The sequence below is a fragment of the Streptomyces sp. NPDC006463 genome (assembly GCF_042870715.1).
GTDB lineage: Bacteria > Actinomycetota > Actinomycetes > Streptomycetales > Streptomycetaceae > Streptomyces.
Genome location: NZ_JBIAHP010000002.1, coordinates 176,047 through 200,128 on the forward strand (window position 1 = coordinate 176,047; position 24,082 = coordinate 200,128).

Below are 24,082 nucleotides of genomic sequence, written 5' to 3' on the forward strand. Positions count from 1 at the left end.
GTTCAACGCCCGCCCCCGGACCCGCTATTGCGCCGCCCGCTCCCGCGTCGCCCGCGATGTGAGCTCCGCCCACACCTTGCGCACCTGCGGCTCCAGAGCCTCCAGCGGCCCGTCGTTGTCGATCACGAGCGTCGCCACGGCGAGCCGCTGCTCCCGCGTGGCCTGCGCGGCCATCCGGGCCCGCGCCTCCTCCTCGGCCATCCCGCGCAGCGCGGTGAGCCGCGCCAGCTGCGTCCGCGGCGCCGCGTCCACCACGACCACCAGGTCGTACAGCGGCGCCAGCCCGTTCTCCGCTAGCAGCGGTACGTCGTGCACCACGATCGCGTCGGCCCCCGCGGCGGCCTCCAGCTCGGCCGACCTGGCCCCGACCAGTGGGTGCACGATCGCGTTGAGGGTCTGGAGCTTCGCCGGGTCGGCGAACACGATCGACCCGAGCTTCGGCCGGTCCAGCGCCCCCTCCTCGGTCAGCACCGACTCCCCGAAGGCCGCCACGACGGCCGCGAGCCCCGGCGTACCGGGCTCGACGACCTCCCGCGCGATCCGGTCGGCGTCCACGACGACCGCTCCGTACCCCGCCAGCAGCCGCGAGACCTCGCTCTTGCCGGCACCGATTCCGCCCGTCAGGCCCACTTTCAGCATGCTCGCAGCCTAGACCCCGCCCCTGCCCGGGCCACAGGCCCCCGGTCGCCCAGCCCCCGGTCCGGCGGTCCGGCCCTCAGCTTTCGCCCTCGCGTTCCGCCAGGAACCGCTCGAACTCGCGCCCGATCTCGTCCGCCGAAGGGATCTCCGCGGGCTCGGCCATCATGTTGCCCCGGGTCTCGGCACCGGCCGCCGCGTCGTACTGGTGCTCCAGCCCCTGGACCAGGCTGACCAGTTCCTCGTCGCCCTCCCGGATCTGCCGGTCGATCTCCGTCTGGGTGCGGTGGGCCTCGGTCCGCAGGGCGTGCGCCACGGCCGGCAGGACCAGCCCGGTCGCCGCCGTGATCGCCTCCAGCACCGTCAGCGCGGCGTCCGGGTACGGGGAGCGCGCGACGTAGTGCGGTACGTGCGCGGCGACGCCGAGCACGTCGTGCCCGGCCTGGGCCAGGCGGAACTCGACCAGCGACTCCGCGCTGCCCGGAACCTGCGCCTCGTCGAAGGGGCTGCGGTGGCCCGGCATGAGGTCGGTCCGGTTGCCGTGCGGGGTGATGCCGACGGGCCGCGTGTGCGGGACGCCCATCGGAATGCCGTGGAAGTTGACCGACAGCCGCACGCCGAGGCGCTCGACGATCTGCCGGACGGCGACGCTGAAGCGCTCCCACTCCACGTCCGGCTCCGGGCCGGACAGCAGCAGGAAGGGGGCTCCGGTGGCGTCCTGGACGAGCCGGACCTCCAGCCGGGGCTCCTCGAACTCGGTCCAGTGGTCGCGCTGGAAGGTCAGCAGCGGGCGGCGGGCCCGGTAGTCCACCAGCCGGTCCGCGTCGAAACGCGCCACGACCTGGTGGGGCAGGGTGTCCAGGAGGCGCTCGACGATCTGCTCGCCGGCCTCACCCGCGTCGATGTACCCCTCGAAGTGGTACAGCATGACCAGCCCGGCAGAGTCCTGGGCGAGCGCCAGGTCGGCCACCGCCAGGCCCTTGGCGTCCCATTCGTACAGACCCTGTGGATCAAGCACCGTCACCACTCCTCCCTCGTCGCGTTCTCTGCCAAGAACGTCCAAGGAGGCGCCACCATTCCCCAGTTGGCCAACCGGATCACGGGGAAACGCGGAAAGGCCCGCCCCCCGAAGGGGACGGGCCTCACCGTTCACATCAACCAGCTCGGCTCACACCGGGGTGTGATGCGCGCTGCGATCAGCTCTGGCCGCCGGCCAGCTTCTCGCGGAGCGCGGCCAGGGCCTCGTCCGACGCCAGGGCGCCGGAGGTCTCGTCCGACTCCGAGGAGTACGAACCACCCGAGATGCCCGCACCGGCGTTGCCACCGGCGGCCGGGGCGGCAGCGCCCTCGGCGGCAGCGGCCTCGTCGGCCTCGCGGCTCTTGATGACCTGAGCCTGGTGCTGCTCGAAGCGCTGCTGCGCCTCGGCGTACTGGGTCTCCCAGGCCTCGCGCTGCTTGTCGAAGCCCTCGAGCCAGTCGTTGGTCTCGGGGTCGAAGCCCTCGGGGTAGATGTAGTTGCCCTGGTCGTCGTAAGACGCGGCCATGCCGTACAGGGTCGGGTCGAACTCGACCGACGCCGGGTCGGCACCGAAGGACTCGTTGGCCTGCTTCAGCGACAGCGAGATCCGGCGACGCTCGAGGTCGATGTCGATGACCTTGACGAAGATCTCGTCGTTGACCTGGACGACCTGCTCCGGGATCTCCACGTGGCGCTCGGCCAGCTCGGAGATGTGGACCAGACCCTCGATGCCCTCGTCCACGCGGACGAACGCACCGAACGGAACCAGCTTGGTGACCTTACCCGGGACGACCTGACCGATCTGGTGGGTCCGGGCGAACTGCTGCCACGGGTCTTCCTGCGTCGCCTTCAGCGACAGGGAGACGCGCTCGCGGTCCATGTCGACGTCGAGGACCTCGACGGTGACTTCCTGGCCGACCTCGACAACCTCGGACGGGTGGTCGATGTGCTTCCAGGACAGCTCGGAGACGTGGACGAGACCGTCGACGCCACCCAGGTCCACGAAGGCACCGAAGTTGACGATCGAGGAAACGACGCCGGAGCGGACCTGACCCTTCTGCAGGGTGGTGAGGAACGTCTGGCGAACCTCGGACTGGGTCTGCTCGAGCCAGGCGCGGCGGGACAGGACCACGTTGTTGCGGTTCTTGTCCAGCTCGATGATCTTCGCCTCGAGCTCCTTGCCCACGTAGGGCTGGAGGTCGCGGACGCGACGCATCTCGACGAGGGAGGCCGGCAGGAAGCCGCGGAGGCCGATGTCGAGGATGAGACCACCCTTGACGACCTCGATGACGGTACCGGTGACGATGCCGTCTTCTTCCTTGATCTTCTCGATCGTGCCCCAGGCACGCTCGTACTGAGCGCGCTTCTTGGACAGGATCAGACGGCCTTCCTTGTCCTCCTTCTGGAGAACCAGGGCCTCGATCTCGTCGCCGACCTTGACGACCTCGTTCGGGTCGACGTCGTGCTTGATCGAGAGCTCACGGCTCGGGATCACGCCTTCGGTCTTGTAACCGATGTCGAGCAGGACCTCGTCCCGGTCGACCTTCACGATGACGCCGTCGACGATGTCGCCGTCGTTGAAGTACTTGATCGTCTCGTCGATCGCGGCGAGGAAGGCTTCCTCGTTACCGATGTCGTTGACCGCTACCTGCGGAGTGGTAGAGGTGGTCTCGGTGCTGCTCGTCATGTGGGAAAGGGCTCCGGTTACGGACAGAAAGTCGTAGGTACTGCTACGCCGGGAGCCCTTATCGGCACCTGCCGAAGAAGCCGGACAGCCAAGGAAGCCCCTGATCCGCCTGAGCGGGGAGGCCTCGAAAACCGAGGGGACATCAACAGATGCAAGCGCAGCCTGCTAGGTCTGAGGAGCACAGGCTCGCAGCGCAACTTGTAGCATACGGGGGCAGCCGGACACGGTCAATGCGCGAAGGCGGACACCCCCGGCGGATCGCCGTATAACCGGCACAATTCGTGGGCGGGGAGGCCGTGATGGCACTTCCTTGCCACGTTCCGCAGACACACCCGCGGACACCCGCGGACACCTGCGGGCATCCGCAGACATCCGAAGACATTCGCAGACTACGACGACGGGCCCCATGAACCAAGAGGACTACGCCCCCGAAGACGCGTACGAGGCCGATCCGGGCTCCGGGGACGACGCCGAGGCCACACGGCGTGACGCCGGAGAAGCGGAGAGCAGCCGGGCGAGCCGCGGCTGGTGGGACCGCAACGCCGACGAGTACCAGAGCGAGCACGGCGCCTTCCTCGGCGACGACCGCTTCGTATGGGGGCCGGAAGGCCTGGACGAGGCGGATGCGGCCCTCCTCGGCCCCGCCTCCTCCCTCAAGGGCAAGGACGTCCTGGAGATCGGCGCCGGCGCCGCCCAGTGCTCGCGCTGGCTGGCGGCCCAGGGCGCCCGCCCCGTCGCCCTCGACCTCTCCCACCGCCAGCTCCAGCACGCCCTGCGCATCGGCGGCGACGACGTGCCGGGGGCCCGGCTCGTCGAGGCCGATGCCGGGAGGCTCCCCTTCCGCGACGGCTCCTTCGACCTCGCCTGCTCCGCATACGGGGCCGTCCCCTTCGTCGCCGACCCGGTGAACGTGATGCGCGAGGTCCGCCGCGTACTGCGCCCCGGCGGCCGCTGGGTCTTCTCCGTCACCCACCCCATCCGCTGGGCCTTCCCCGACGAGCCCGGCCCCGAGGGGCTCTCCGTCGCCGCCTCCTACTTCGACCGGACCCCGTACGTGGAACAGGACGAGCAGGGCCGCGCCGTGTACGTGGAGCACCACCGCACGATCGGCGACCGGGTCCGCGACGTGGTGGCGGGCGGGTTCCGCCTCGTCGACCTGGTCGAGCCCGAGTGGCCCGAATGGAACAGCCAGGAGTGGGGCGGCTGGTCCCCACTGCGCGGCAACCTGATCCCGGGCACGGCGATCTTCGTCTGCGAGAGGGACTGATCCCTTGATCCGCCAGGCCGACCTCGACGCCCTTCCCGTACGGGAGGCCGTGCCCGCGCTCGTCTCGGCGCTGGACGGCCACGGCACCGCCGTGCTGTGCGCCCCGCCCGGCACGGGCAAGACCACGCTGGTGCCGCTGGTGCTGGCGGGGCTGGTGGGCGGCGGCCCGCGGCGCCGGGTCGTGGTCGCAGAGCCGCGGCGGATCGCCGCCCGGGCGGCGGCGCGACGGATGGCCTGGCTGCTGGGCGAGCCGGTGGGCGGCTCGGTGGGCTTCACCGTGCGCGGGGAGCGCGTGGTGGGCCCGTCGGCCGTGGTGGAGGTGGTCACCACCGGAGTACTGCTGCAGCGGCTCCAGCGGGACCAGGAGCTGGCCGGTGTGGACGTGGTGGTCCTGGACGAGTGCCACGAGCGGCACCTGGACGCCGACACGGTCGCCGCCTTCCTCCTGGACGTACGGGAAACGCTCCGCCCGGAGCTGCGCCTGGTCGCGGCTTCGGCGACGACCGACGCCGCCGGGTGGTCCCACGTCCTTGGTCAGGGCCGTCTCGGCGGTGCGCCGGTGGTGGAGGCGGCCGGGGTCTCGTACCCGGTGGAGACGGTCTGGGCCCCTCCGGTCCGGCCGGTACGGCCCCCGCACGGGATGCGGGTGGACCCGGCCCAGCTGACGCACGTGGCCTCGGTGGTGCGGCGGGCCCTCGCCGAGCGCGAGGGCGACGTCCTGTGCTTCCTGCCCGGCGTCGGCGAGATCGCCCGGGTGGCCGGGCAGCTGGGCGCGGTGGACGCCGAGGTGCTCCAGGTCCACGGGCGGGCCCCGGCGTCGGTGCAGGACGCGGCGCTGACGGCTTCGCCGCACCGCCGGGTGATCCTCGCGACGGCGGTCGCCGAGTCCAGCCTGACCGTGCCGGGCGTGCGTGTGGTGGTGGACTCCGGGCTGGCCCGCGAGCCCCGGACGGACCACGCGCGGGGCCTGGGCGCGCTGGCGACGGTACGGGCCTCCCGCGCGGCCGGGCGCCAGCGGGCGGGCCGGGCCGGGCGCGAGGCGCCGGGTGCGGTGTACCGCTGCTGGACGGAGGCGGAGGACGTCCGCCTGCCCGCGTTCCCCGCGCCGGAGATCCGCATCGCCGACCTGGCGCAGTTCGCCCTGCAGGCCGCGTGCTGGGGTGACCCGGACGCGGCGGGGCTCGCGCTGCTGGACCCGCCGCCGGCCGGGGCGATGGCCGCGGCGCGTGAGGTGCTGGTCGCGATCGGCGCCGTGGACCGGACGGGGCGGCCGACCCCGCGGGGGCTGCGGATGGCCCGGCTGGGCCTGCACCCCCGGCTGGCCCGGGCGCTGCTGGACGGTTCCGCGGCCGTCGGGGCCCGCCGCGCGGCGGAGGTGGTGGCGCTGCTGAGCGAGGAGCCGCCGCGGGACTACGGGGACGATCTGGCCGGCGCCTGGCGGCAGGCCCGTCGGGGCGGCGACGGCTACGCGGGGCGCTGGCGCGCGGAGGTCGGCCGTCTGGAGCGGGCCGTCCGGGACTCCGCGGGGCCTGAGGAGCGGGGTCCGGGGCAGAGCCCCGGCAGCGGCGCCGCACCCGATGACATAGCCGCCGGGCTGGTGGCCGCGCTCGCGTTTCCGGAGCGGGTTGCCAAGGCCAGGGGGGAAACGGCCTTCCTCATGGCTTCGGGCACGGCGGCCGAGCTCGGTGACGGGTCACCGCTGCGCCGGGCGCCCTGGCTGGCCGTCGCGGTCGCCGACAGGCCCCCGCACTCCGCGTCCGCGCGGATCCGGCTGGCCGCCGTCATCGACGAGGACACCGCCGTGGCCGCCGCCGGGCACCTGCGCACGGCTGCGGAGGAGGTGCACTGGGAGGACGGGGACGTCGTCGCCCGCTCGGCGAGGCGGCTGGGCGCGATCGAACTCGCGATACGCCCGTTGCGCAGCCCCGACGCGGTCCTCGTACGGGCCGCCCTGCTCGACGGGCTACGCGCCGAAGGCCTCGGCCTGCTGCGCTGGTCCGCGGACGCGGAAGGGCTCCGGGCCCGACTGGGCTTCCTGCACCGGACGCTCGGCGGCGCCTGGCCCGACGTGGCGGACGACGGCGCGCTGCTGGACCGGGCCGACGACTGGCTGGAGCCGGAGCTGTCGCGCGCCCGGCGCCGCGCGGACCTCGGGCGGATCGACGCCGGGCAGGCCCTGAACCGGCTCCTGCCGTGGGCCACCGGCGAGGCCTCCCGGCTGGACGAGCTGGCTCCGGAACGGCTGGAGGTCCCCAGCGGGTCCCGGATCCGGGTGGACTACTTCGCTGAGCAGCCGGTGCTGGCCGTGAAGCTCCAGGAGCTGTTCGGGCTGGCCGAGACCCCCCGGATCGCGGGCGTGCCGGTCCTGGTGCACCTGCTGTCACCCGCCGGACGGCCCGCCGCCGTCACCGCCGACCTCGCCTCGTTCTGGCGGGGCGGCTACCGCGCGGTCCGCGCCGAGCTCCGGGGCCGCTACCCCAAGCACCCCTGGCCGGAGGACCCGGCCACCGCCGAGCCCACCCGCCACACCAACGCCCGCCTCAGGCGCTGACCTCTTCCGCCCGCACGCGCCGGCCGCGCGCCTCCAGCCACAGGGCCAGCCCGAGGAGCGCCAGCCCGCCGGCTGCCAGGCCGGCCGGCGCGTAGGTGTGCAGCGCGAGGACCTTCGTGCGGTTGGAGGCGACCAGGTCGAGGGTGTACTCGGCGTAGTCCTCGCGCATCTTCACGTGCCCGGCGAAGGCGGTGAGCTTGCCGTCGGGGCCGCCCGCCGCGATTCCGCCGCGCATCTCCTGCTGGATCTCCTGCTCGGCGTTGACGGGCGCCCCGGTCACCGGGTCGACCCAGAACATCGCCTTCGTCGTGTACCAGAGGGTGGTGCCGGTGGCCGCCTCGATCGTGGCCGGGTCGATGCCCTCGATCGGCATCTTCTTCGGCATGGGCACCTTGGTCCACGGGACGGTCTGCTCGAAGTAGTAGACGTCCATGCCCCGGTACTTGCGCGGGCCGACGTAGTGGATCGGCGAGGAGGTACGGGTCTGCGCGTCGAAGTACACGTAGTCGCGCGGCTCGGTGAAGAACGGCCACTTGAACTCGATGCCCTCGCGTTTGACGGCGTCCCCGTCGACCATCTCACCGGTGGCGTGCACCGGGTCCTGGGTGTGGGCGTCGAAGATGTAGCGCTCGGGGATCTGGGACACCATCTTCCCGTCCGGCCCGATGATGTACGTCAGCGTGTCCCAGACGACGACGTCCTTGCCGGCGCTCGACTCGATCTCCTTCGACGCCTCCACGTCGCCCTTGAGGGTCTGGACGATGGTGACCTTGTCGACCTTCTTGGGCTGCATGCCGCCGGTGTAGTCGAGGAGGGTCGCGTCCTTCGCCTCCAGGACCATCTCCTGGTACTGGCCCGGCGGGATCTTGGCGAGCCGCGGGTACGCGTACCAGCGCAGCAGCGGTGCGAGGGCCGCGCAGAACACGGCTAGGGCCAGCAGGAGAAGGCTCGCTCTGCGTCGCATGGCCGGGCCCTCCTCTACTTTCCGGGCGCGGCGGGCGCGGTGGTGAGCAGGGGCTTGGGTGAGGTCGTGCCTTCGGGCGCCCCGAGCGCCGTGATGGCGAGGACGAGGAGCACCGCGAGGACGAGCCCGCTGGCGGCGGCGATGAATGCGCGCATGCCGGGCCTCCGGAATCTGATAGGGCGTCAGGGCGGAGGCACCGTAGCAATGCGGACGCGAGATGAGAACCGTCTGGGCCATGGATCACGGGGAACGCCCCTGACCTGCGGTCGAGCCGTGCGCTGAGGCCGTCGGGCCCACCACTGAACCGTCCGAGGGCCGCGAACCCGGGCGACTGCGGGGTTTCCCCCGGGTCGGTCACCCCCGGCGTGGGGACGGGGACCGCGGCGTGGACGGGGACGGCGTGGGTCCGGGCTTCGCCGTCGCGGTGGCCGTCGGGGACGGGCTCGTCGACGGGCTGGGCGTGGGCTTGGGGCTCGGCGTGGGCGTGGGCGTGGGCGTCGGCGTCGGCGTCGGCGTGGGGGTGGGAGCCGGCGTGGGGGTGGGAGTCGGCGTCGGCGTGGGGGTGGGAGTCGGCGTCGGCGTGGGGGTGGGTGTGGGAGTCGGCGTGGGGGTCGGCGTAGGCGTGGGAGTCGGAGGCATGGGAGTCGGCGTCGGAGAGGGGGTCGTGGGCGACGGGGTCGGCCTCGGATCCCGTGAGGGGCTGGGCTTAGGCGTGGGAGCGGGGCTCGGCTTCGCCGGTGTCACCACGGGCGCGCCCGTGCCCCCCTCGTCCGGGACCCCGTGCGCCCCCTTGAGGTAGTAGGTGAACCAGGACCGCACCGTCTTCAGGTACTCGGCGGACTGGTTGTACGAGAGCACCGCCCGGTCCAGGTCGGCGTCCACCCGCAGGTCCCGGGTCCCCGCGCAGAGGTAACGGCCGGCCGCAAGAGCCGCGTCGTACACGTTGTTCGGGTTGCGCCGGCCGTCGCCGTCCGCGTCCTGGCCCCAGGCCGCCCACGTGGAGGGGATGAACTGCATGGGCCCGACCGCCCGGTCGTACCTGGCGTCCCCGTCGTACGCCCCGCCGTCCGTGTCCGGGATGTTCGCGAAGCCGTTGCCGTCGAGCACCGGTCCCAGGATCGGCCGCAGCGTGGTCCCGGCCGCGTCCACCCGGCCGCCGCGGGCCTGCCCGGACTCGACCTTGCCGATCGCCGCGAGGAGCTGCCAGCGCAGTCCGCAGCCGGCGTCGCTCTCCCCCACCGTCTTTTCCGCCCGCAGGTACGCCGCGAGCACGCTCGCCGGTATCCCCTGCGAGCCGACTCCCGCCGACGCGCCCTCGGACCCGGTCCCGGACCCGGACGCGGCCACCGCCTGCTCCACCGGCGCGGCCGACGCGCCGCCCTCCGGAAGCAGCACGGCCGGCGGCTCGGGGCTCACCAGGGGAGGCAGTTCGGTGAAATAGGAGGAGTCGCCTCCGCTTCCGGCCGCCGCCGGGAGGGGCGGCGTACCGTCCTCTCCGGCCGCGGCGATCCGGTCCTGGCGCCCGCCGCCCGGTCCTTGGGAAGCGATCACCGCGGCGACCACCAGGGCGCAGACCAGGGCGGCCGTCCCGCCCCTGCGCAGCCTGCGTCCGATTATTCGAGCCGACATGAGCCGGACCCCTCCCCCTCGACGTCGGGCGCGACCATACGTCAACTCCCTGTGCGAGGCACGTACTGTGGACCGGAATTCACCACATCCGCACGTCAACGCGAGGTGCCATGCCCTTCACCCTCAGCCATGCGGCCGCCGTACTTCCGGCCGTCCGCCGGACCGGGCGCGCGCGGGGGCCGATGGTCGCCTCGGCGCTGGTCCTCGGATCGTTCGCGCCGGACACCTTCTACTTCGCCGACGCGGTCGTCGAAGGGGTCATGTCGTACGGCACGTTCACGCATTCGCTGCCCGGCGTCCTCACGGCCGACGCCGTGCTCACCGCGGCCCTCGTGGGGTGCTGGCTGCTGCTGCGCGAGCCGCTGATCGCGCTCCTGCCGCGCACCTGGCGGGGCCGCGTCCACGCCTTCGTGCGCGGCGAGCACTGGCGGGGGCGCCAACTGCCCGCACTGGCCCTCTGGTTCTACCTCTCGGCGGTCACCGGCTCCCTCACGCACGTGGTGTGGGACAGCTTCACCCACCTGGACCGCTGGGGAACGAACGCCCTGCCGACGCTCGGTGAGCCGCTCGCCTTCGGCCTGCCGGTCTACACCTACCTGCAGTACGGCAGTTCGGCGGTAGCGGCCTGCGCCCTGCTCTGGTTCACGGTGACCGCACTGCGGCGGCTGCCGGCCTCGCCCGTTCCGGCGGCCGTGCCGGTGCTGACCCGCGCCGAGCTGTGGGGCGCGCTCGCGCTGGTCGTGGCGTGCCTGGCGGCCGGGGTCACGCTGCGCGTGATCCGCTTCTTCACGTTCTTCGACCGGATCCGCTCGCCGCTCGACATCATCCCGACGGTCTGCTTCGGCGCGGGCGGCGGCCTCGCCGTGGGCCTGCTGCTGTACGGGGTCCTCGTACGACTGCGGCACCGCGGCGACCGCGGAGCCCGCGATCGTTCGTACGAGGACATGCGAACGCCCGTCCCCACCGCCCGGTAGGCGGCGGGAACGGGCGCGGCGCCGAAGTCGCGGGCGCGGGTCAGTGCGCGGCGGACTCCCAGTCGGAGCCGACGCCCACCGAGACGTCCAGCGGGGCGCGGAGGTCGACGGCGGCGCCCATCTCGCGGCGTACCAGCTCCTCCACTGAACCGCGCTCGCCCGGGGCGATCTCCAGCACGATTTCGTCGTGGACCTGGAGCAGCATCCGCGACTTCAGGCCGGCCGCCACGATCGCCTTGTCCACGCGCAGCATCGCGATCTTGACGATGTCGGCCGCGGTGCCCTGGATCGGGGCGTTGAGCGCCATCCGCTCAGCGGCCTCGCGGCGCTGGCGGTTGTCGCTGCCCAGATCGGGCAGGTACCGGCGACGGCCGAAGATCGTCGCCGTGTACCCGGTGGCCCGGGCCTCGTCGACGACGCGCTGCAGGTAGTCGCGGACCCCGCCGAACCGCTCGAAGAAGGTCTCCATCAGGCCGCGCGCCTCGGCGGGCTCGATGTTCAGCTGCTGGGCGAGACCGAAGGCGGACAGCCCGTACGCGAGGCCGTACGACATGGCCTTGATCTTGCGGCGCATCTCGGCGTCGACGTGGGACCGCTCCACGCCGAACACCTGGGAGGCGACGGTGGTGTGCAGGTCCTCGCCGGTCGCGAACGCCTCGATCAGGCCCTCGTCCTCGGAGAGGTGGGCCATCACGCGCAGCTCGATCTGGCTGTAGTCGGCGGTCATGAGGGACTCGAAGCCCTCGCCGACGACGAAGCCGCGGCGGATCGCGCGGCCCTCGTCGGTACGCACCGGCACGTTCTGCAGGTTGGGGTCGGTGGACGACAGGCGTCCGGTCGCGGCGACGGTCTGGCTGAAGCTGGTGTGCACCCGGCCGTCGGCGGCGATCGTCTTGACCAGGCCCTCGACGGTGACGCGCAGCTTGGCCTGCTCCCGGTGCCGCAGCATGATCACCGGCAGTTCGTGGTCGGTCTGCGCGGCCAGCCAGGCCAGCGCGTCTGCGTCCGTGGTGTAGCCGGTCTTGGTCTTCTTCGTCTTCGGCAGGTCCAGCTCTCCGAAGAAGACCTCCTGGAGCTGCTTGGGCGAGCCGAGGTTGAACTCGTGGCCGACCGCCGCGTGCGCCTCCTTCACCGCCTGCTGCACCGCTCCGGCGAACTGCTGCTCCATGGCCTCCAGGTGGTCGCGGTCGGCGGCGATGCCGGCCCGCTCCATCCGGGCGAGCAGCTCGGAGGTGGGCAGCTCCATGTCGTGGAGCAGCTCGGCCGCGCCGACCTCGGTGAGCTTGCCGGTGAACGCGTCCCCCAGGTCGAGGACGGCGCGGGCCTGCGCCATCAGCGCCTCCGCCTCGGCCGTCTCGTCGGCGCCGAAGGCGAGCTGGCCGTGGGCGGCGGCCGGCGCGAGCTCCCGGTGCAGGTACTCGTTGGACAGCACGTCGAGCGCGAAGGAGCGGCGGCCCGGCTTGACCAGGTAGGCGGCGAGCGCGGTGTCCATGGTGACGCCCGCGAGGCTCCAGCCGTGCTCGGGGAAGACCCGCATCAGGCCCTTGGCGTTGTGCACGACCTTCGGCTTAGCCGCATCGGCCGCCCAGGCCGCGAAGGCCCGCTCGTCGGCCTCGTCCAGCTCGGACGGCTCGAACCAGGCGGCCGCGCCCTCGGCCGAGGCCAGCGCGATCTCGCTGATGCTGCCCTGCCCCAGCGCCCAGCTGTCGACGGTGGACACGCCCAGCGGTGCGCCCGCGTGGGCTTCGAGCCACGGCGCGAGCTCGCCCGCGCCCAGCACGGAGCCGTCCAGCTCCACGGCCGCCGCGGCCGGAGCCGGGGCCGCTTCCTCGGCCGCGCCCGGGTCCACGGCCAGCAGCCGCTCGCGCAGCGAGGCGTTGCGGATCTCCAGCACGTCCAGCACCCCGGTCACGGCGGACCGGTCGTACGGGAGGCGGGCCAGGTCGGCCGGGGTCTTGGACAGCTCGACGTCCTTGACCATCTCGGTCAGGACGCGGTTGAGCTTGACGGCCTCCAGGTGGTCCCGGAAGTTCTGCCCGGCCTTGCCCTTGACCTCCTCGGCGCGCTCCACGAGCTGCGCGAACGACCCGAACTGGGTGATCCACTTGGCTGCGGTCTTCTCGCCGACGCCCGGGATGCCCGGCAGGTTGTCGGACGGGTCACCGCGCAGCGCCGCGAAGTCCGGGTACTGCTGCGGGGTGAGGCCGTACTTCTCCTCCACCTTCTCCGGGGTGAACCGGGTCAGCTCGGAGACGCCCTTGGTCGGGTAGAGCACGGTGGTGCGCTCGGAGACGAGCTGGAAGGAGTCGCGGTCGCCGGTGACGATCAGCACGTCGAAGCCGGCGGCCTCCGCCTGCGTCGCCAGCGTCGCGATCACGTCGTCGGCCTCGAAGCCGTCGATCGCGAACCTCGGCACGTGCATGGCGTCGAGCAGCTCGCCGATCAGCTCGACCTGCCCCTTGAACTCGTCGGGGGTCTTGGAGCGGTTCGCCTTGTACTCGGGGAACTCCGTCGAGCGCCACGTCTTGCGGGACACGTCGAACGCCACCGCGAAGTGCGTGGGCGCCTCGTCGCGCAGCGTGTTCGCCAGCATCGACGCGAAGCCGTAGATGGCGTTGGTCGGCTGGCCGGTCGCGGTCGTGAAGTTCTCCGCGGGCAGCGCGAAGAACGCCCGGTACGCCAGGGAGTGCCCGTCCATGAGCATCAGGCGGGGGCGGTCCGCTGCGGTCGTCTGGTCGGTCTTCTTCGATGCTGAATCTGCCACGCCCCCGATCCTAGGCGGCCCCGCTGACAATTCCGGCGTCGGCAATGTCCGCAGGGCGTGACAGGATCGGACGCCTACCCGAACACATGCAGCGGCCGCCGCTGCGACGCCCGACTGCTCAAAGGGGAGCGACATGGCCACCAAGCCGCCCGCAGGTGATCCCGTACAGGACGCGCCGCAGGTCGCGCCCCCCAAGCACGCCGCCGCCGGCCTGCCCGCGATCGGGCACACCCTGCGGATCGCGCAGCAGCAGATGGGCGTCGTCCGCACCGCGCGCACCCTGCTCAAGGTCAACCAGAAGGACGGCTTCGACTGCCCGGGCTGCGCCTGGCCCGAAGGCGACAAGCGGCACACCGCCGAGTTCTGCGAGAACGGCGCCAAGGCGGTCGCCGAGGAGGCCACGCTGCGCCGGGTCACCCCGGAGTTCTTCGCCGCGCACCCGCTCGCCGACCTCGCCACGCGCTCCGGGTACTGGCTGGGCCAGCAGGGCCGGATCACACACCCGATGTACCTGCCGGAGGGCGGCGACCGGTACAAGGCGGTCAGCTGGGAACGGGCCTTCGAGATCATCGCCGAGGAGCTGACGGCCCTCGACTCCCCCGACGAGGCCCTCTTCTACACCTCGGGCCGCACCAGCAACGAGGCCGCGTTCCTCTTCCAGCTCTTCGCCCGCGAGTTCGGCACCAACAACCTGCCCGACTGCTCCAACATGTGCCACGAGTCCTCGGGCTCCGCACTGAACGAGACCATCGGCATCGGCAAGGGCAGCGTCTCCCTCGAAGACCTCCACCAGGCGGACCTGATCATCGTCGCCGGGCAGAACCCGGGCACCAACCACCCGCGCATGCTCTCCGCCCTGGAGAAGGCCAAGTCCGCAGGCGCGAAGATCATCTCGGTGAACCCGCTGCCCGAGGCCGGCCTGGAGCGCTTCAAGAACCCCCAGACCCCGGTCGGCATGCTCAAGGGCACCGCCCTGAACGACCTCTTCCTGCAGATCCGCATCGGCGGGGACCAGGCCCTCTTCCGCCTCCTCAACAAGCTCGTCATCGAGACGGAGGGCGCCACCGACGAGGCCTTCATCCGCGAGCACACCCACGGCTACGAGGAGCTCGCGGCCGCCGCCGAGAAGGCCGACTGGGCCGAGACGCTCACCGCCACCGGCCTGACCCGGCCCGAGATCGAGCAGGCTCTGGCCATGGTCCTGGCCTCGAAGCGCACCATCGTCTGCTGGGCCATGGGCCTCACCCAGCACAAGCACTCCGTCGCCACCATCCGCGAGGTCGTCAACCTCCTGCTGCTGCGCGGCAACATCGGCCGCCCCGGCGCCGGCGTCTGCCCCGTCCGCGGTCACTCCAACGTCCAGGGCGACCGCACCATGGGCATCTTCGAGCGCCCCGCGCCCGCCTTCCTCGACTCGCTCGACCGCGAATTCCAGATCACCTCGCCGCGCGGGCACGGCTACGACGTGGTCCGCTCCATCCAGGCCCTGCGCGACGGCGAGGCCAAGGTCCTCTTCGCCATGGGCGGCAACTTCGTCGGCGCGACCCCCGACACCGACGTCACAGAGGCCGCGATCCGCCGCGCCTCCCTCACCGTTCACGTCTCCACCAAGCTCAACCGCTCCCACGCGGTCACCGGCCGGCGCGCCCTGATCCTGCCGACCCTCGGCCGCACCGACAAGGACGTACAGGCCTCCGGCAAGCAGTTCGTCACCGTCGAGGACTCCATGGGCATGGTCCACGCCTCCCGCGGCAACCTCGCCCCCGCTTCCCCGCACCTGCTCTCCGAGCCCGCGATCGTGGCCCGCATGGCCCGCGCGGTCCTCGGCGGGGCCTCGAAGACCCCGTGGGAGGAGTTCGAGCGGGACTACGCGGCCATCCGCGACCGGATCTCCCGCGTGATCCCCGGCTTCGAGGACTTCAACGCCCGCGCGGCCCGCCCCGAGGGCTTCCGCCTCCCGCACGCCCCGCGCGACGAGCGCCGCTTCCCCACCACGACCGGCAAGGCCAATTTCACCGCCGCGCCCGTCGAGTACCCGAAGATCCCCGAGGGCCGGCTGCTGCTCCAGACCCTGCGCAGCCACGACCAGTACAACACCACCATCTACGGCCTCGACGACCGCTACCGGGGGATCACCGGCGGCCGCCGCGTCGTCATGGTCAACCCCGAGGACGCCGCGGAGCTCGGGCTCGCGGACGGTTCGTACACGGACCTGGTGAGCGAGTGGAACGACGCCGTGGAGCGGCGCGCGCCCGGCTTCCGCGTCGTGCACTACCCGACCGCACGGGGCTGCGCGGCCGCGTACTACCCCGAGACCAACGTGCTGGTGCCGCTCGACTCCACCGCGGACACCAGCAATACCCCGGCGAGCAAGTCCGTCGTCATCCGCTTCGAACCGGCCTGATAGAACGACCTCAGGACAAGCAGGTTAACGAGCGTTGACGAACGGAGCCGGCCCATGGGCGAGAAGCACGCAGTGAGGTTCCCGCAGGAGGTCCTCGACGAGTACGCGGCCCTGGGCATCGACCTGCCCGCGCTGTTCTCGGCGGGCGACCTCGGCGAGCGCATGGACATCCGCATCCTGGAGGCCTCAGCCGAGCGGGTCGTCGGCACCATGCCGGTCAAGGGCAACACCCAGCCGTACGGACTGCTGCACGGCGGGGCCTCCGCCGTCCTCGCCGAGACCCTCGGCTCCGTCGGCGCGATGATGCACGGCGGCATCAGCAAGATCGCCGTCGGCGTGGACCTGAACTGCACCCACCACCGGGGCGTGCGCTCCGGCGTCGTCACCGGAGTCGCCACCCCCGTACACCGGGGCCGCTCCACCACCACCTTCGACATCGTGATCAGCGACGAGCAGGACCGGCGCGTCTGCACCGCCCGGCTGACCTGCCTGCTGCGCGACGCCCCGGCCGGCGACGCCCCGGCCGGAGCCTGACCCCGGCCGGCCCCCGCACACGGGCGCCACACCCACAACGGGCGCCACCCGCAGGTCCGGACCCCGCCCCACGCGCGGCGGGTCCGGGCCTGCCGCCGTCCGGCGCCATCCGGCCCCTTGGGACCCCGACCCGACCGGAATCCGCCAGTCCGCGCCCGTTCCTGCCGCTGCTGTTGTGTCACCGATGGTGACCGCCTACCTTCCCCTCATGGGGACCCAGCCACGCTCCACGGTCCGGTACGCCGCCTCCACCCTGCTCGCGGCGCTCGCCCTGACCGGATGCTCGCCTTCCGCCCCACCCTCCGCGGCCGGCACCGGGACCCCGGCGTCCAGCCCTTCCTCCCCCGCACAGATCTGCACCAGCCTCGTGTCCTACTGGGCGAAGGAGACCCTTCTGGGCACCAAGTGGTCCGGTCTGGACTGGGAGCAGAAGGGGCTGTCCAACGACCAGTACGCGATCCACGAGGAAGCCGTGGCCGCAGGCCGGGCCGAGGAGCGAACTGCCGGGCGGGACAGGGCACTTGAGCTGATCGACCGGCTCGTCGCCCAGCGCTGCACCGAGCGGAACGGCGCGACGTGGAGCTCGGAGAACTGGCGACCCCCGACGTGAGCCAGGTCACCGCATTCCCGAGCACGCTGTCCGCCTTCCGGGCACTCGCCGCCGCGGGGCCCGACCGCAGGTGAGGGGCACTTTCGCGCCGAGAACAAGATCCATCCGAGCGAAATGGATCACCTTTGCCTACCCCCGGGCATCACTCTGCGTAATGGTCACGTCGTATGTAATCCCGCCTTTTCCCCTGCGAAAGCCACCGGGCGAATTCCTCCGGACACACGCAGCTACATTTGGCGCAATTTGATCTAAGACAGGTGCATGGAGGCCTCAAGCCCCTTAGAGGAACAGGTAATTCTCACGATGCGGACATTCCCAGGTGTCGCAAAACGTCCGTTTTGTCCACACTCCCACCACGCATTCTTGGCCTTGGCATAACAAGAGCGTCACATCCTCCTTTCTCCGCTCCCCGTGTTCACCACCTCGGGCCTAGAGTCACGGCCAGTCACCGCGCCGCTGGGCGCGACCAGCACGGCCGCTGTACATCCCAGTGCGGCCCGGCGACCGAACGGCACCTCACAGAGGGAGCCGCGCCAGGGAAAGGAAGAATCGTGCGACACCGTTCTTTGCTCGTCCTCACCACCGTGATCACCACGGGAGCACTGACCCTCACCGCCTGCGGATCGCGCGATGAGGCGAAGGGCGGGGACAAGTCCGACGGCAAGAAGACCGTCGTCGTCATCGGCGTGGACGCCCCCCTCACCGGCTCGCTTTCCGCTCTCGGCCAGGGCATCAAGAACTCGGTCGACCTCGCGGCCAAGACGGCCAACAAGAACAACGAGGTCCCCGGCATCGAGTTCAAGGTCGAGGCCCTCGACGACCAGGCGGTCCCCGCCTCCGGTCAGGCCAACGCCACCAAGCTCGTCGGCAACAAGGACGTCGTAGGCGTCGTCGGCCCGCTGAACTCCGGCGTCGCCCAGCAGATGCAGGGCGTCTTCGCCTCCGCCAAGCTGGCGCAGGTCTCGCCCGCCAACACCAACCCCTCGCTCAGCCAGGGCGACAACTGGGGCAAGGGCGAGTTCAAGCGCCCCTTCGACACCTACTTCCGCACCGCCGCCACCGACGTGGTCCAGGGCAAGTTCGCCGCCCAGTACCTCTTCAAGGACGCCGGCAAGAAGAAGGTCTTCGTCGTCGACGACAAGCAGACCTACGGCGCCGGCCTGGCCGCGATCTTCTCCGACGAGTTCAAGAAGCTCGGCGGCGAGGTCGTCGGTACCGACCACGTCACCGTGAAGGAGACCGACTTCTCCTCCACCGCCGACAAGGTCAAGTCCTCCGGTGCCGACTCCGTCTACTTCGGCGGCCAGTACCCCGAGGGCGGCCTGCTCGCCGACCAGATCAAGAAGACCGGCGCCAACATCCCGCTCATGGGCGGCGACGGCATCCAGGACCCCGCCTTCATCACCGCCTCCGGCGAGGCCAACGAGGGCGACCTCTCCACCTCCATCGGTTACCCGGTCGAGAAGCTCCCCACCGCCAAGACCTTCATCGCCGACTACCAGGCAGCCGGCTACAAGGACCCCTACGCGGCCTACGGCGGCTACTCCTACGACGCCGGCTGGTCCGTCATCCAGGCCGTCAAGGCCGTCGTCGCCGCCAACAGCGGCAAGCTCCCCACCGACGCCCGCGCCAAGGTCGTCGAGGCTCTCGGCAAGGTCTCCTTCGAGGGCGTGACCGGCAAGGTCGCGTTCGACCAGTACGGCGACACCACCAACAAGCAGCTCACGGTCTACAAGGTCGAGGGCGGCAAGTGGATCGACGTCAAGAGCGACACCTTCAACCAGTAACCCCCACGTCCCGCCAGCCGGGACTCCCAGGCCGGTCCGTCCCGACGGCGGTCTGACCCCCTCATAAAGAACCAGCCGCGCGAGGGCGCAACAGCGCCCTCGCGCGGAGTCTTATCCGACACGCTCATCGGAGGCCCTGCGGTGCACGAACTGCCGCAACAGCTGGCCAACGGCCTTGCCCTCGGTGCCCTTTATGGCCTCATCGCCATCGGGTACACCATGGTCTACGGCATCGTCCAGCTCATCAACTTCGCCCACGGCGAGATCTTCATGATCGGCGGCTTCGGCGCGCTCACCGCCTACGCCGCACTCCCGACCGGCACCTCCCTGCTGATCGCGATACCCGTCATGATCGTCGGAGGCGCACTCGCCTCGGTCCTCGTCGCGACCGCAGCCGAACGCTTCGCCTACCGCCCCCTGCGCAGCGCCCCACGGCTCGCCCCGCTCATCACCGCAATCGGCCTCTCGATCGCGCTCCAGCAGCTTGTCTGGCAGTTCTACCCGGACGCCAAGAAGGCAGTCAGCTTCCCTGAGTTCAAGGGTGCCGCCTTCAAGATCACCGACAGCCTGGCCATCCAGCGCGCGGACCTCTTCGTCCTCATCCTCGCCCCGCTCTGCATGCTCGCCCTCGGCGTCTTCGTCTCCAAGAGCCGCAGCGGCCGCGCCATGCAGGCCACCGCGCAGGACCCCGACACCGCGAAGCTGATGGGCATCAACACCGACCGCATCATCGTCATGGCCTTCGCCATCGGTGCCGCGTTCGCCGCCGTCGCCGCCGTCGCCTACGGCCTCGACAAGGGCCAGATCAACTTCGAAATGGGCTTCATCCTCGGACTGAAGGCCTTCACCGCAGCCGTCCTCGGCGGCATCGGCAACATCTACGGCGCCATGGTCGGCGGCGTCGTCCTCGGCCTCGCCGAAGCCCTGTCGATCGCCTACATCGAAGACATCCCCGGCATGTCGCAGCTCGGCGGTGGAGCCTGGTCCAACGTCTGGGCGTTCGTACTCCTCATCGTCGTCCTCCTCGTGCGGCCACAAGGCCTGCTCGGCGAGCGCGTCGCGGATCGGGCGTGAAAAACATGACCACCAACACCACCCCGCAGACCGACGTCGCCAAGCAGGGCACCGCCCCCGCCGCACTCCTCTACGCGGTCATCGGCGGCAGCCTCCTCACCGTCATCAGCGCCTTCCTCGCCTGGACCTGGACCGACGAGTTCCCCGGTGACCTCACCTACTACGGCAGCCCGGCGCCCATCCAGTCCCTCAGCCTGATCGCCGGACTCCTCACCGCCGCCTTCGCGCTCTCCGCGCTCGGCGTCAAGGGCCTGCGCTGGCTCACCCCCACCGGCGCCCGCAAGCCCGTATGGATCCTCTCGCTCGGCACCCTCGCCGGCACCTGGTTCACGGTCATCGCCATCGCCGTGGTCCTCGGCGGCTTCGTCCACCTGGAGCCCGGCGCCTACGTCGCCCTCGTCGGATCGCTCATCCCGGCCCTCGCCGCGTACAAGCTCCCCGACGACAGCCACAAGGCGTCCCCCGCCAAGCAGCTGCCCGCCTGGGCCGAGATCCTCATCATCACCGGCGTCTTCGCCCTCGGCCTCTACGTCATCACCTTCGGCATCGACACCGATGACAAGGAACCGCAGCTCTTCGTCACGTACCTGCTCACCGTCGGCATCGCGGGCTTCGCCCTGCTCAAGGCCGGTCTCTTCGACCGCCTCGGCACCCTCACCGCGAAGCACCGCCAGGTCACCCTGCTCGGCACCGCGGCCGCCGCGATCGGCTTCCCGTTCATCCAGCAGAGCGGCGACACCTACACGCTCATCGCGGTCAACATCCTGATCTTCGCGACCGTCGCCCTCGGCCTCAACGTCGTCGTCGGCCTCGCCGGCCTCCTCGACCTCGGATACGTCGCCTTCCTCGGTGTCGGCGCCTACGCCGCGGCCCTGGTCTCCGGCAGCACCGCCTCCGCCTTCGGCATCCACCTGCCCTTCTGGGCGGCGGTCATCGTCGGCGCACTCGCCTCGCTCGTCTTCGGCGTGATCATCGGTGCACCCACCCTGCGCCTGCGCGGCGACTACCTCGCCATCGTCACCCTCGGCTTCGGAGAAATCTTCCGCATCGCCATGGGCAACCTCGACGGCGACTCCGGCCCGGACATCACCAACGGCCCGAACGGCATCCCCAACATCCCCCACCTCGACCTGTTCGGGTGGAACTTCGGGGAGTCCCACACCGTCGGCGGCATCGTCCTCGGCGCCTACGCCAACTACTACTTCCTGATGCTGCTCGTCATGGCCGTAGTGGTACTGGTCTTCTCCCGTGCCGGCAACAGCCGCATCGGCCGCGCCTGGGTCGCCATCCGCGAAGACGAGACCGCCGCCGAAGCCATGGGCATCAACGGCTTCAAGGTCAAGCTCATCGCCTTCGCCCTCGGCGCCACCCTCGCCGGCCTCGCCGGCACCGTCCAGGCACACGTCAACAGCACGGTCGTCCCCGAGAACTACGTCTTCGCCGGGCCCGTCCCGCCGAACTCCGCGTTCCTCCTCGCCGCCGTCATCCTCGGCGGCATGGGCACCATCCGCGGCCCCATCCTCGGCGCCGCACTGCTCTTCCTGATCCCGGCGAAGCTGGCCTTCCTCCAGGACTACCAGCTCCTCGCCTTCGGCATCGCCCTCATCCTGCTCATGCGCTTCCGCCCCGAAGGCCTCATCGCCAACAAGCGGGCGCAGCTCGAGTACCACGACGACACCGCTGACCAGGCCCCCGCGGACCTGGCCACCGCCAAGGCGGGGGCGTGAACGACATGACCACCACAGACACCACCACCAAGACCACGGTGCTCGAAGCCAGCGGCGTCACCATGCGCTTCGGCGGCCTCACCGCCGTCAAGGGCGTCGACCTCAAGGTCAACGCCGGCGAGATCGTCGGCCTCATCGGCCCCAACGGCGCCGGCAAGACCACCTTCTTCAACTGCCTCACCGGGCTGTACGTCCCCACCGAGGGCACCGTCAGCTACAAGGGCACCGTCCTGCCGCCCACGCCCCACAAGGTCACCGCGGCCGGCGTCGCCCGCACCTTCCAGAACATCCGGCTCTTCCACAACATGACCGTGCTGGAGAACGTCCTCGTCGGACGCCACACCCGCACCAAGGAAGGCCTCTGGTCCGCCATCCTGCGCGGCCCCGGCTTCAAGAAGGCCGAAGCCGCCAGCGAAGCACGCGCCATGGAACTCCTCGAGTTCATCGGCCTGCAGAACAAGGCCGGCCACCTCGCCAAGAACCTCCCCTACGGCGAGCAGCGCAAGCTCGAAATCGCCCGCGCCCTTGCCAGCGACCCCGGTCTCATCCTCCTGGACGAGCCCACCGCCGGCATGAACCCGCAGGAGACGCGAGCGGCCGAAGAACTCATCTTCGCCATCCGCGACATGGGCATCGCCGTCCTCGTCATCGAGCACGACATGCGCTTCATCTTCAACCTGTGCGACCGCGTCGCCTGCCTCGTCCAGGGCGAGAAGCTCATCGAGGGCACGGCCGCAGAGGTCCAGGGCGACGAGCGCGTCATCGCCGCCTACCTCGGCACCCCCTTCGAGGGCGACCCCGGCGCCGCAGAAGTAGCCGAGGTCGAAGCAGCCGAAGCCGCCGCCGAAGCGGAATCCGCAGCCGAGGCCGAGGCCGAGGCCGAAGCCGAAGCCACGGACGAAGAAGCGGAAGCGGACAGCACCACCAGCACCACCAGCACGGAAGGAGAGGCCAAGTGACCGCAATGCTCAAGGTCGAAGACCTCAAAGTCGCCTACGGCAAGATCGAAGCCGTCAAGGGAATCTCCTTCGAAGTCAACGAAGGCGAAATCGTCTGCCTCGTCGGCACCAACGGCGCCGGCAAGACGACCACCCTGCGCACCCTCTCCGGGCTCCTCAAGCCCAAGAGCGGCAGCATCACCTTCGACGGACAGCCGCTCGCCAGCGTCCCCGCCCACAAGATCGTCTCCCTGGGCCTCGCCCACTCCCCCGAGGGACGCCACATCTTCCCCCGGCTGACGATCGCCGAAAACCTCCAGCTCGGCGCGTTCCTGCGCACCGACAAGGACGGCATCGAGAAGGACATCCAGCGCGCCTACGAGATGTTCCCCATCCTGGGCGAACGCCGCAAGCAGGCCGCCGGCACCCTCTCGGGCGGTGAGCAGCAGATGCTCGCCATGGGCCGGGCCCTCATGTCCCAGCCCAAGCTCCTCATGCTGGACGAGCCCTCCATGGGTCTCTCCCCGCTGATGATGCAGAAGATCATGGCGACCATCTCCGAGCTCAAGGCCTCGGGCATGACCATCCTGCTCGTCGAGCAGAACGCCCAGGCGGCGCTCTCGCTCGCCGACCAGGCTCACGTCATGGAGATCGGCAAGATCGTTCTCTCCGGCACCGGCCAGCACCTCCTCCACGACGAGGACGTCCGCAAGGCCTACCTCGGCGAGGACTGACAAAACGTGTGAGGCCCGCCTCTCCTCGGGGGGAGGCGGGCCTCACGCATGTCCGCGTCTACTGGGCGGCGTTCTTCTTCTCCTCGGCGTCCTCGATGACCGCCTCCGCGACCTGCTGCATGGACATGCGGCGGTCCATGGAGGTCTTCTGGATCCACCGGAAGGCCGCGGGCTCGGTGAGCCCGTACTGGGTCTGCAGGATGCTCTTGGCACGGTCGACGAGCTTGCGCGTCTCCAGCCGGAGCGAAAGGTCGGCGACCTCCTTCTCCAGCGCCTTCAGCTCGGCGAAGCGGGACACCGCCATCTCGATGGCCGGCACGACATCGCTCTTGCTGAACGGCTTGACGAGGTACGCCATGGCACCGGCGTCCCGGGCGCGTTCGACGAGGTCGCGCTGCGAGAACGCGGTCAGCATCAGTACCGGGGCGATGGACTCCTCCGCGATCTTCTCGGCGGCGGAGATCCCGTCCAGGACGGGCATCTTCACGTCGAGGATGACCAGGTCCGGGCGGTGTTCGCGGGCCAGCTCGACGGCCGTCTGGCCGTCCCCGGCCTCACCGACGACGGCGTACCCCTCCTCCTCCAGCATCTCTTTCAGGTCGAGACGGATGAGCGCCTCGTCCTCGGCGATGACGACGCGGGTCGTCAGCGGCGGAACGTGCGACTGGTCGGCGTCGGGCGTGGGCGTCGACTCGTGCTCGGCGGTCACGGAGGCTCCTCTTTGCGGGGCTGCGCTGCTTGGATGAGCCTACCTAGCGGCGAACGCACCGCGGCACAGGGTACG

Annotated in this window: 19 protein-coding genes; 11 read left to right on the top strand and 8 right to left on the bottom strand. The window is 70.9% G+C overall.

The window, feature by feature from the left end:
- Positions 1-24: 24 nt before the first annotated feature.
- From coaE to rpsA, 3 genes are all read right to left on the bottom strand, one after another.
- Positions 25-639: a dephospho-CoA kinase gene (gene coaE / locus ACFYOB_RS04600; RefSeq protein WP_388554438.1), complete on the bottom strand. Its 615-nt coding sequence runs from the start codon at positions 637-639 to the stop codon at positions 25-27.
- A gap of 76 nt (positions 640-715) precedes the next feature.
- Positions 716-1,654 (bottom strand): PAC2 family protein, encoded by a 939-nt coding sequence (locus tag ACFYOB_RS04605; RefSeq protein ID WP_328925119.1) that lies wholly within the window; start codon positions 1,652-1,654, stop codon positions 716-718.
- Between the two features lie 178 nt (positions 1,655-1,832).
- Entirely contained in the window at positions 1,833-3,341 is a 1,509-nt protein-coding gene (rpsA, locus tag ACFYOB_RS04610; RefSeq protein ID WP_030010959.1) for a 30S ribosomal protein S1, read from the bottom strand.
- Positions 3,342-3,747: 406 nt separating this feature from the next.
- Here rpsA and ACFYOB_RS04615 point away from each other — a divergent pair, with 406 nt between their 5' ends.
- Both ACFYOB_RS04615 and hrpB read left to right on the top strand, forming a co-directional pair.
- A complete protein-coding gene (locus tag ACFYOB_RS04615) occupies positions 3,748-4,608 on the top strand; it encodes a class I SAM-dependent methyltransferase (RefSeq protein WP_388554441.1) in 861 nt (286 codons plus the stop codon).
- A gap of 4 nt (positions 4,609-4,612) precedes the next feature.
- On the top strand, positions 4,613-7,159 hold the full coding sequence (hrpB, locus tag ACFYOB_RS04620; protein WP_388554444.1) for an ATP-dependent helicase HrpB: 2,547 nt from the start codon (positions 4,613-4,615) through the stop codon (positions 7,157-7,159).
- Here hrpB and ACFYOB_RS04625 read toward each other — a convergent pair.
- The 3 genes from ACFYOB_RS04625 to ACFYOB_RS04635 all read right to left on the bottom strand — a co-directional run bounded on the left by ACFYOB_RS04625 (position 7,149) and on the right by ACFYOB_RS04635 (position 9,752).
- Entirely contained in the window at positions 7,149-8,123 is a 975-nt protein-coding gene (locus ACFYOB_RS04625; protein WP_388554447.1) for a DUF3068 domain-containing protein, read from the bottom strand. The two genes, hrpB and ACFYOB_RS04625, sit on opposite strands and share 11 nt — an antisense overlap.
- Before the next feature lie 14 nt (positions 8,124-8,137).
- Positions 8,138-8,278 (bottom strand): SPW_0924 family protein, encoded by a 141-nt coding sequence (locus tag ACFYOB_RS04630; RefSeq protein ID WP_215019838.1) that lies wholly within the window; start codon positions 8,276-8,278, stop codon positions 8,138-8,140.
- A 199-nt stretch (positions 8,279-8,477) separates the two neighbouring features.
- Complete coding sequence (locus ACFYOB_RS04635) at positions 8,478-9,752, bottom strand: lytic transglycosylase domain-containing protein (protein ID WP_388554450.1); 1,275 nt, start codon at positions 9,750-9,752, stop codon at positions 8,478-8,480.
- 110 nt (positions 9,753-9,862) lie between these two features.
- On the opposite strand from ACFYOB_RS04635, the gene ACFYOB_RS04640 reads away from it, so the two are divergent.
- Positions 9,863-10,726, top strand: coding sequence for a DUF4184 family protein (locus ACFYOB_RS04640; RefSeq protein ID WP_388554453.1), 864 nt, complete (start codon positions 9,863-9,865; stop codon positions 10,724-10,726).
- Between the two features lie 40 nt (positions 10,727-10,766).
- Here the strand turns inward: ACFYOB_RS04640 and polA are convergent, their stop codons facing one another.
- Complete coding sequence (polA, locus tag ACFYOB_RS04645) at positions 10,767-13,490, bottom strand: DNA polymerase I (protein WP_388554455.1); 2,724 nt, start codon at positions 13,488-13,490, stop codon at positions 10,767-10,769.
- Positions 13,491-13,623: 133 nt separating this feature from the next.
- On the opposite strand from polA, the gene ACFYOB_RS04650 reads away from it, so the two are divergent.
- The 8 genes from ACFYOB_RS04650 to ACFYOB_RS04685 all read left to right on the top strand — a co-directional run bounded on the left by ACFYOB_RS04650 (position 13,624) and on the right by ACFYOB_RS04685 (position 23,298).
- Positions 13,624-15,894: an FdhF/YdeP family oxidoreductase gene (locus ACFYOB_RS04650; protein WP_388554458.1), complete on the top strand. Its 2,271-nt coding sequence runs from the start codon at positions 13,624-13,626 to the stop codon at positions 15,892-15,894.
- Between the two features lie 54 nt (positions 15,895-15,948).
- Positions 15,949-16,428: a PaaI family thioesterase gene (locus ACFYOB_RS04655; RefSeq protein ID WP_388554461.1), complete on the top strand. Its 480-nt coding sequence runs from the start codon at positions 15,949-15,951 to the stop codon at positions 16,426-16,428.
- Between the two features lie 208 nt (positions 16,429-16,636).
- Positions 16,637-17,038, top strand: coding sequence for a hypothetical protein (locus ACFYOB_RS04660; RefSeq protein WP_388554464.1), 402 nt, complete (start codon positions 16,637-16,639; stop codon positions 17,036-17,038).
- A 551-nt stretch (positions 17,039-17,589) separates the two neighbouring features.
- Positions 17,590-18,825, top strand: a complete 1,236-nt coding sequence (locus tag ACFYOB_RS04665; protein ID WP_388554467.1) for a branched-chain amino acid ABC transporter substrate-binding protein — start codon at positions 17,590-17,592, stop codon at positions 18,823-18,825.
- 141 nt (positions 18,826-18,966) lie between these two features.
- Positions 18,967-19,899 carry a branched-chain amino acid ABC transporter permease gene (locus tag ACFYOB_RS04670; protein ID WP_388554470.1) on the top strand — a complete coding sequence of 311 codons (933 nt, stop codon included), beginning with the start codon at positions 18,967-18,969 and terminating at the stop codon, positions 19,897-19,899.
- Positions 19,900-19,904: 5 nt separating this feature from the next.
- A complete protein-coding gene (locus ACFYOB_RS04675; protein WP_388554473.1) occupies positions 19,905-21,626 on the top strand; it encodes a branched-chain amino acid ABC transporter permease in 1,722 nt (573 codons plus the stop codon).
- A 5-nt stretch (positions 21,627-21,631) separates the two neighbouring features.
- Positions 21,632-22,585 carry an ABC transporter ATP-binding protein gene (locus ACFYOB_RS04680; protein ID WP_388554476.1) on the top strand — a complete coding sequence of 318 codons (954 nt, stop codon included), beginning with the start codon at positions 21,632-21,634 and terminating at the stop codon, positions 22,583-22,585.
- Positions 22,582-23,298 (top strand): ABC transporter ATP-binding protein, encoded by a 717-nt coding sequence (locus ACFYOB_RS04685; RefSeq protein ID WP_388554479.1) that lies wholly within the window; start codon positions 22,582-22,584, stop codon positions 23,296-23,298. Before ACFYOB_RS04680 ends, ACFYOB_RS04685 begins: the two co-directional genes overlap by 4 nt.
- A gap of 58 nt (positions 23,299-23,356) precedes the next feature.
- Here ACFYOB_RS04685 and ACFYOB_RS04690 read toward each other — a convergent pair whose 3' ends face one another.
- A complete protein-coding gene (locus ACFYOB_RS04690) occupies positions 23,357-24,007 on the bottom strand; it encodes an ANTAR domain-containing response regulator (RefSeq protein ID WP_388554482.1) in 651 nt (216 codons plus the stop codon).
- Positions 24,008-24,082 lie beyond the last annotated feature (75 nt).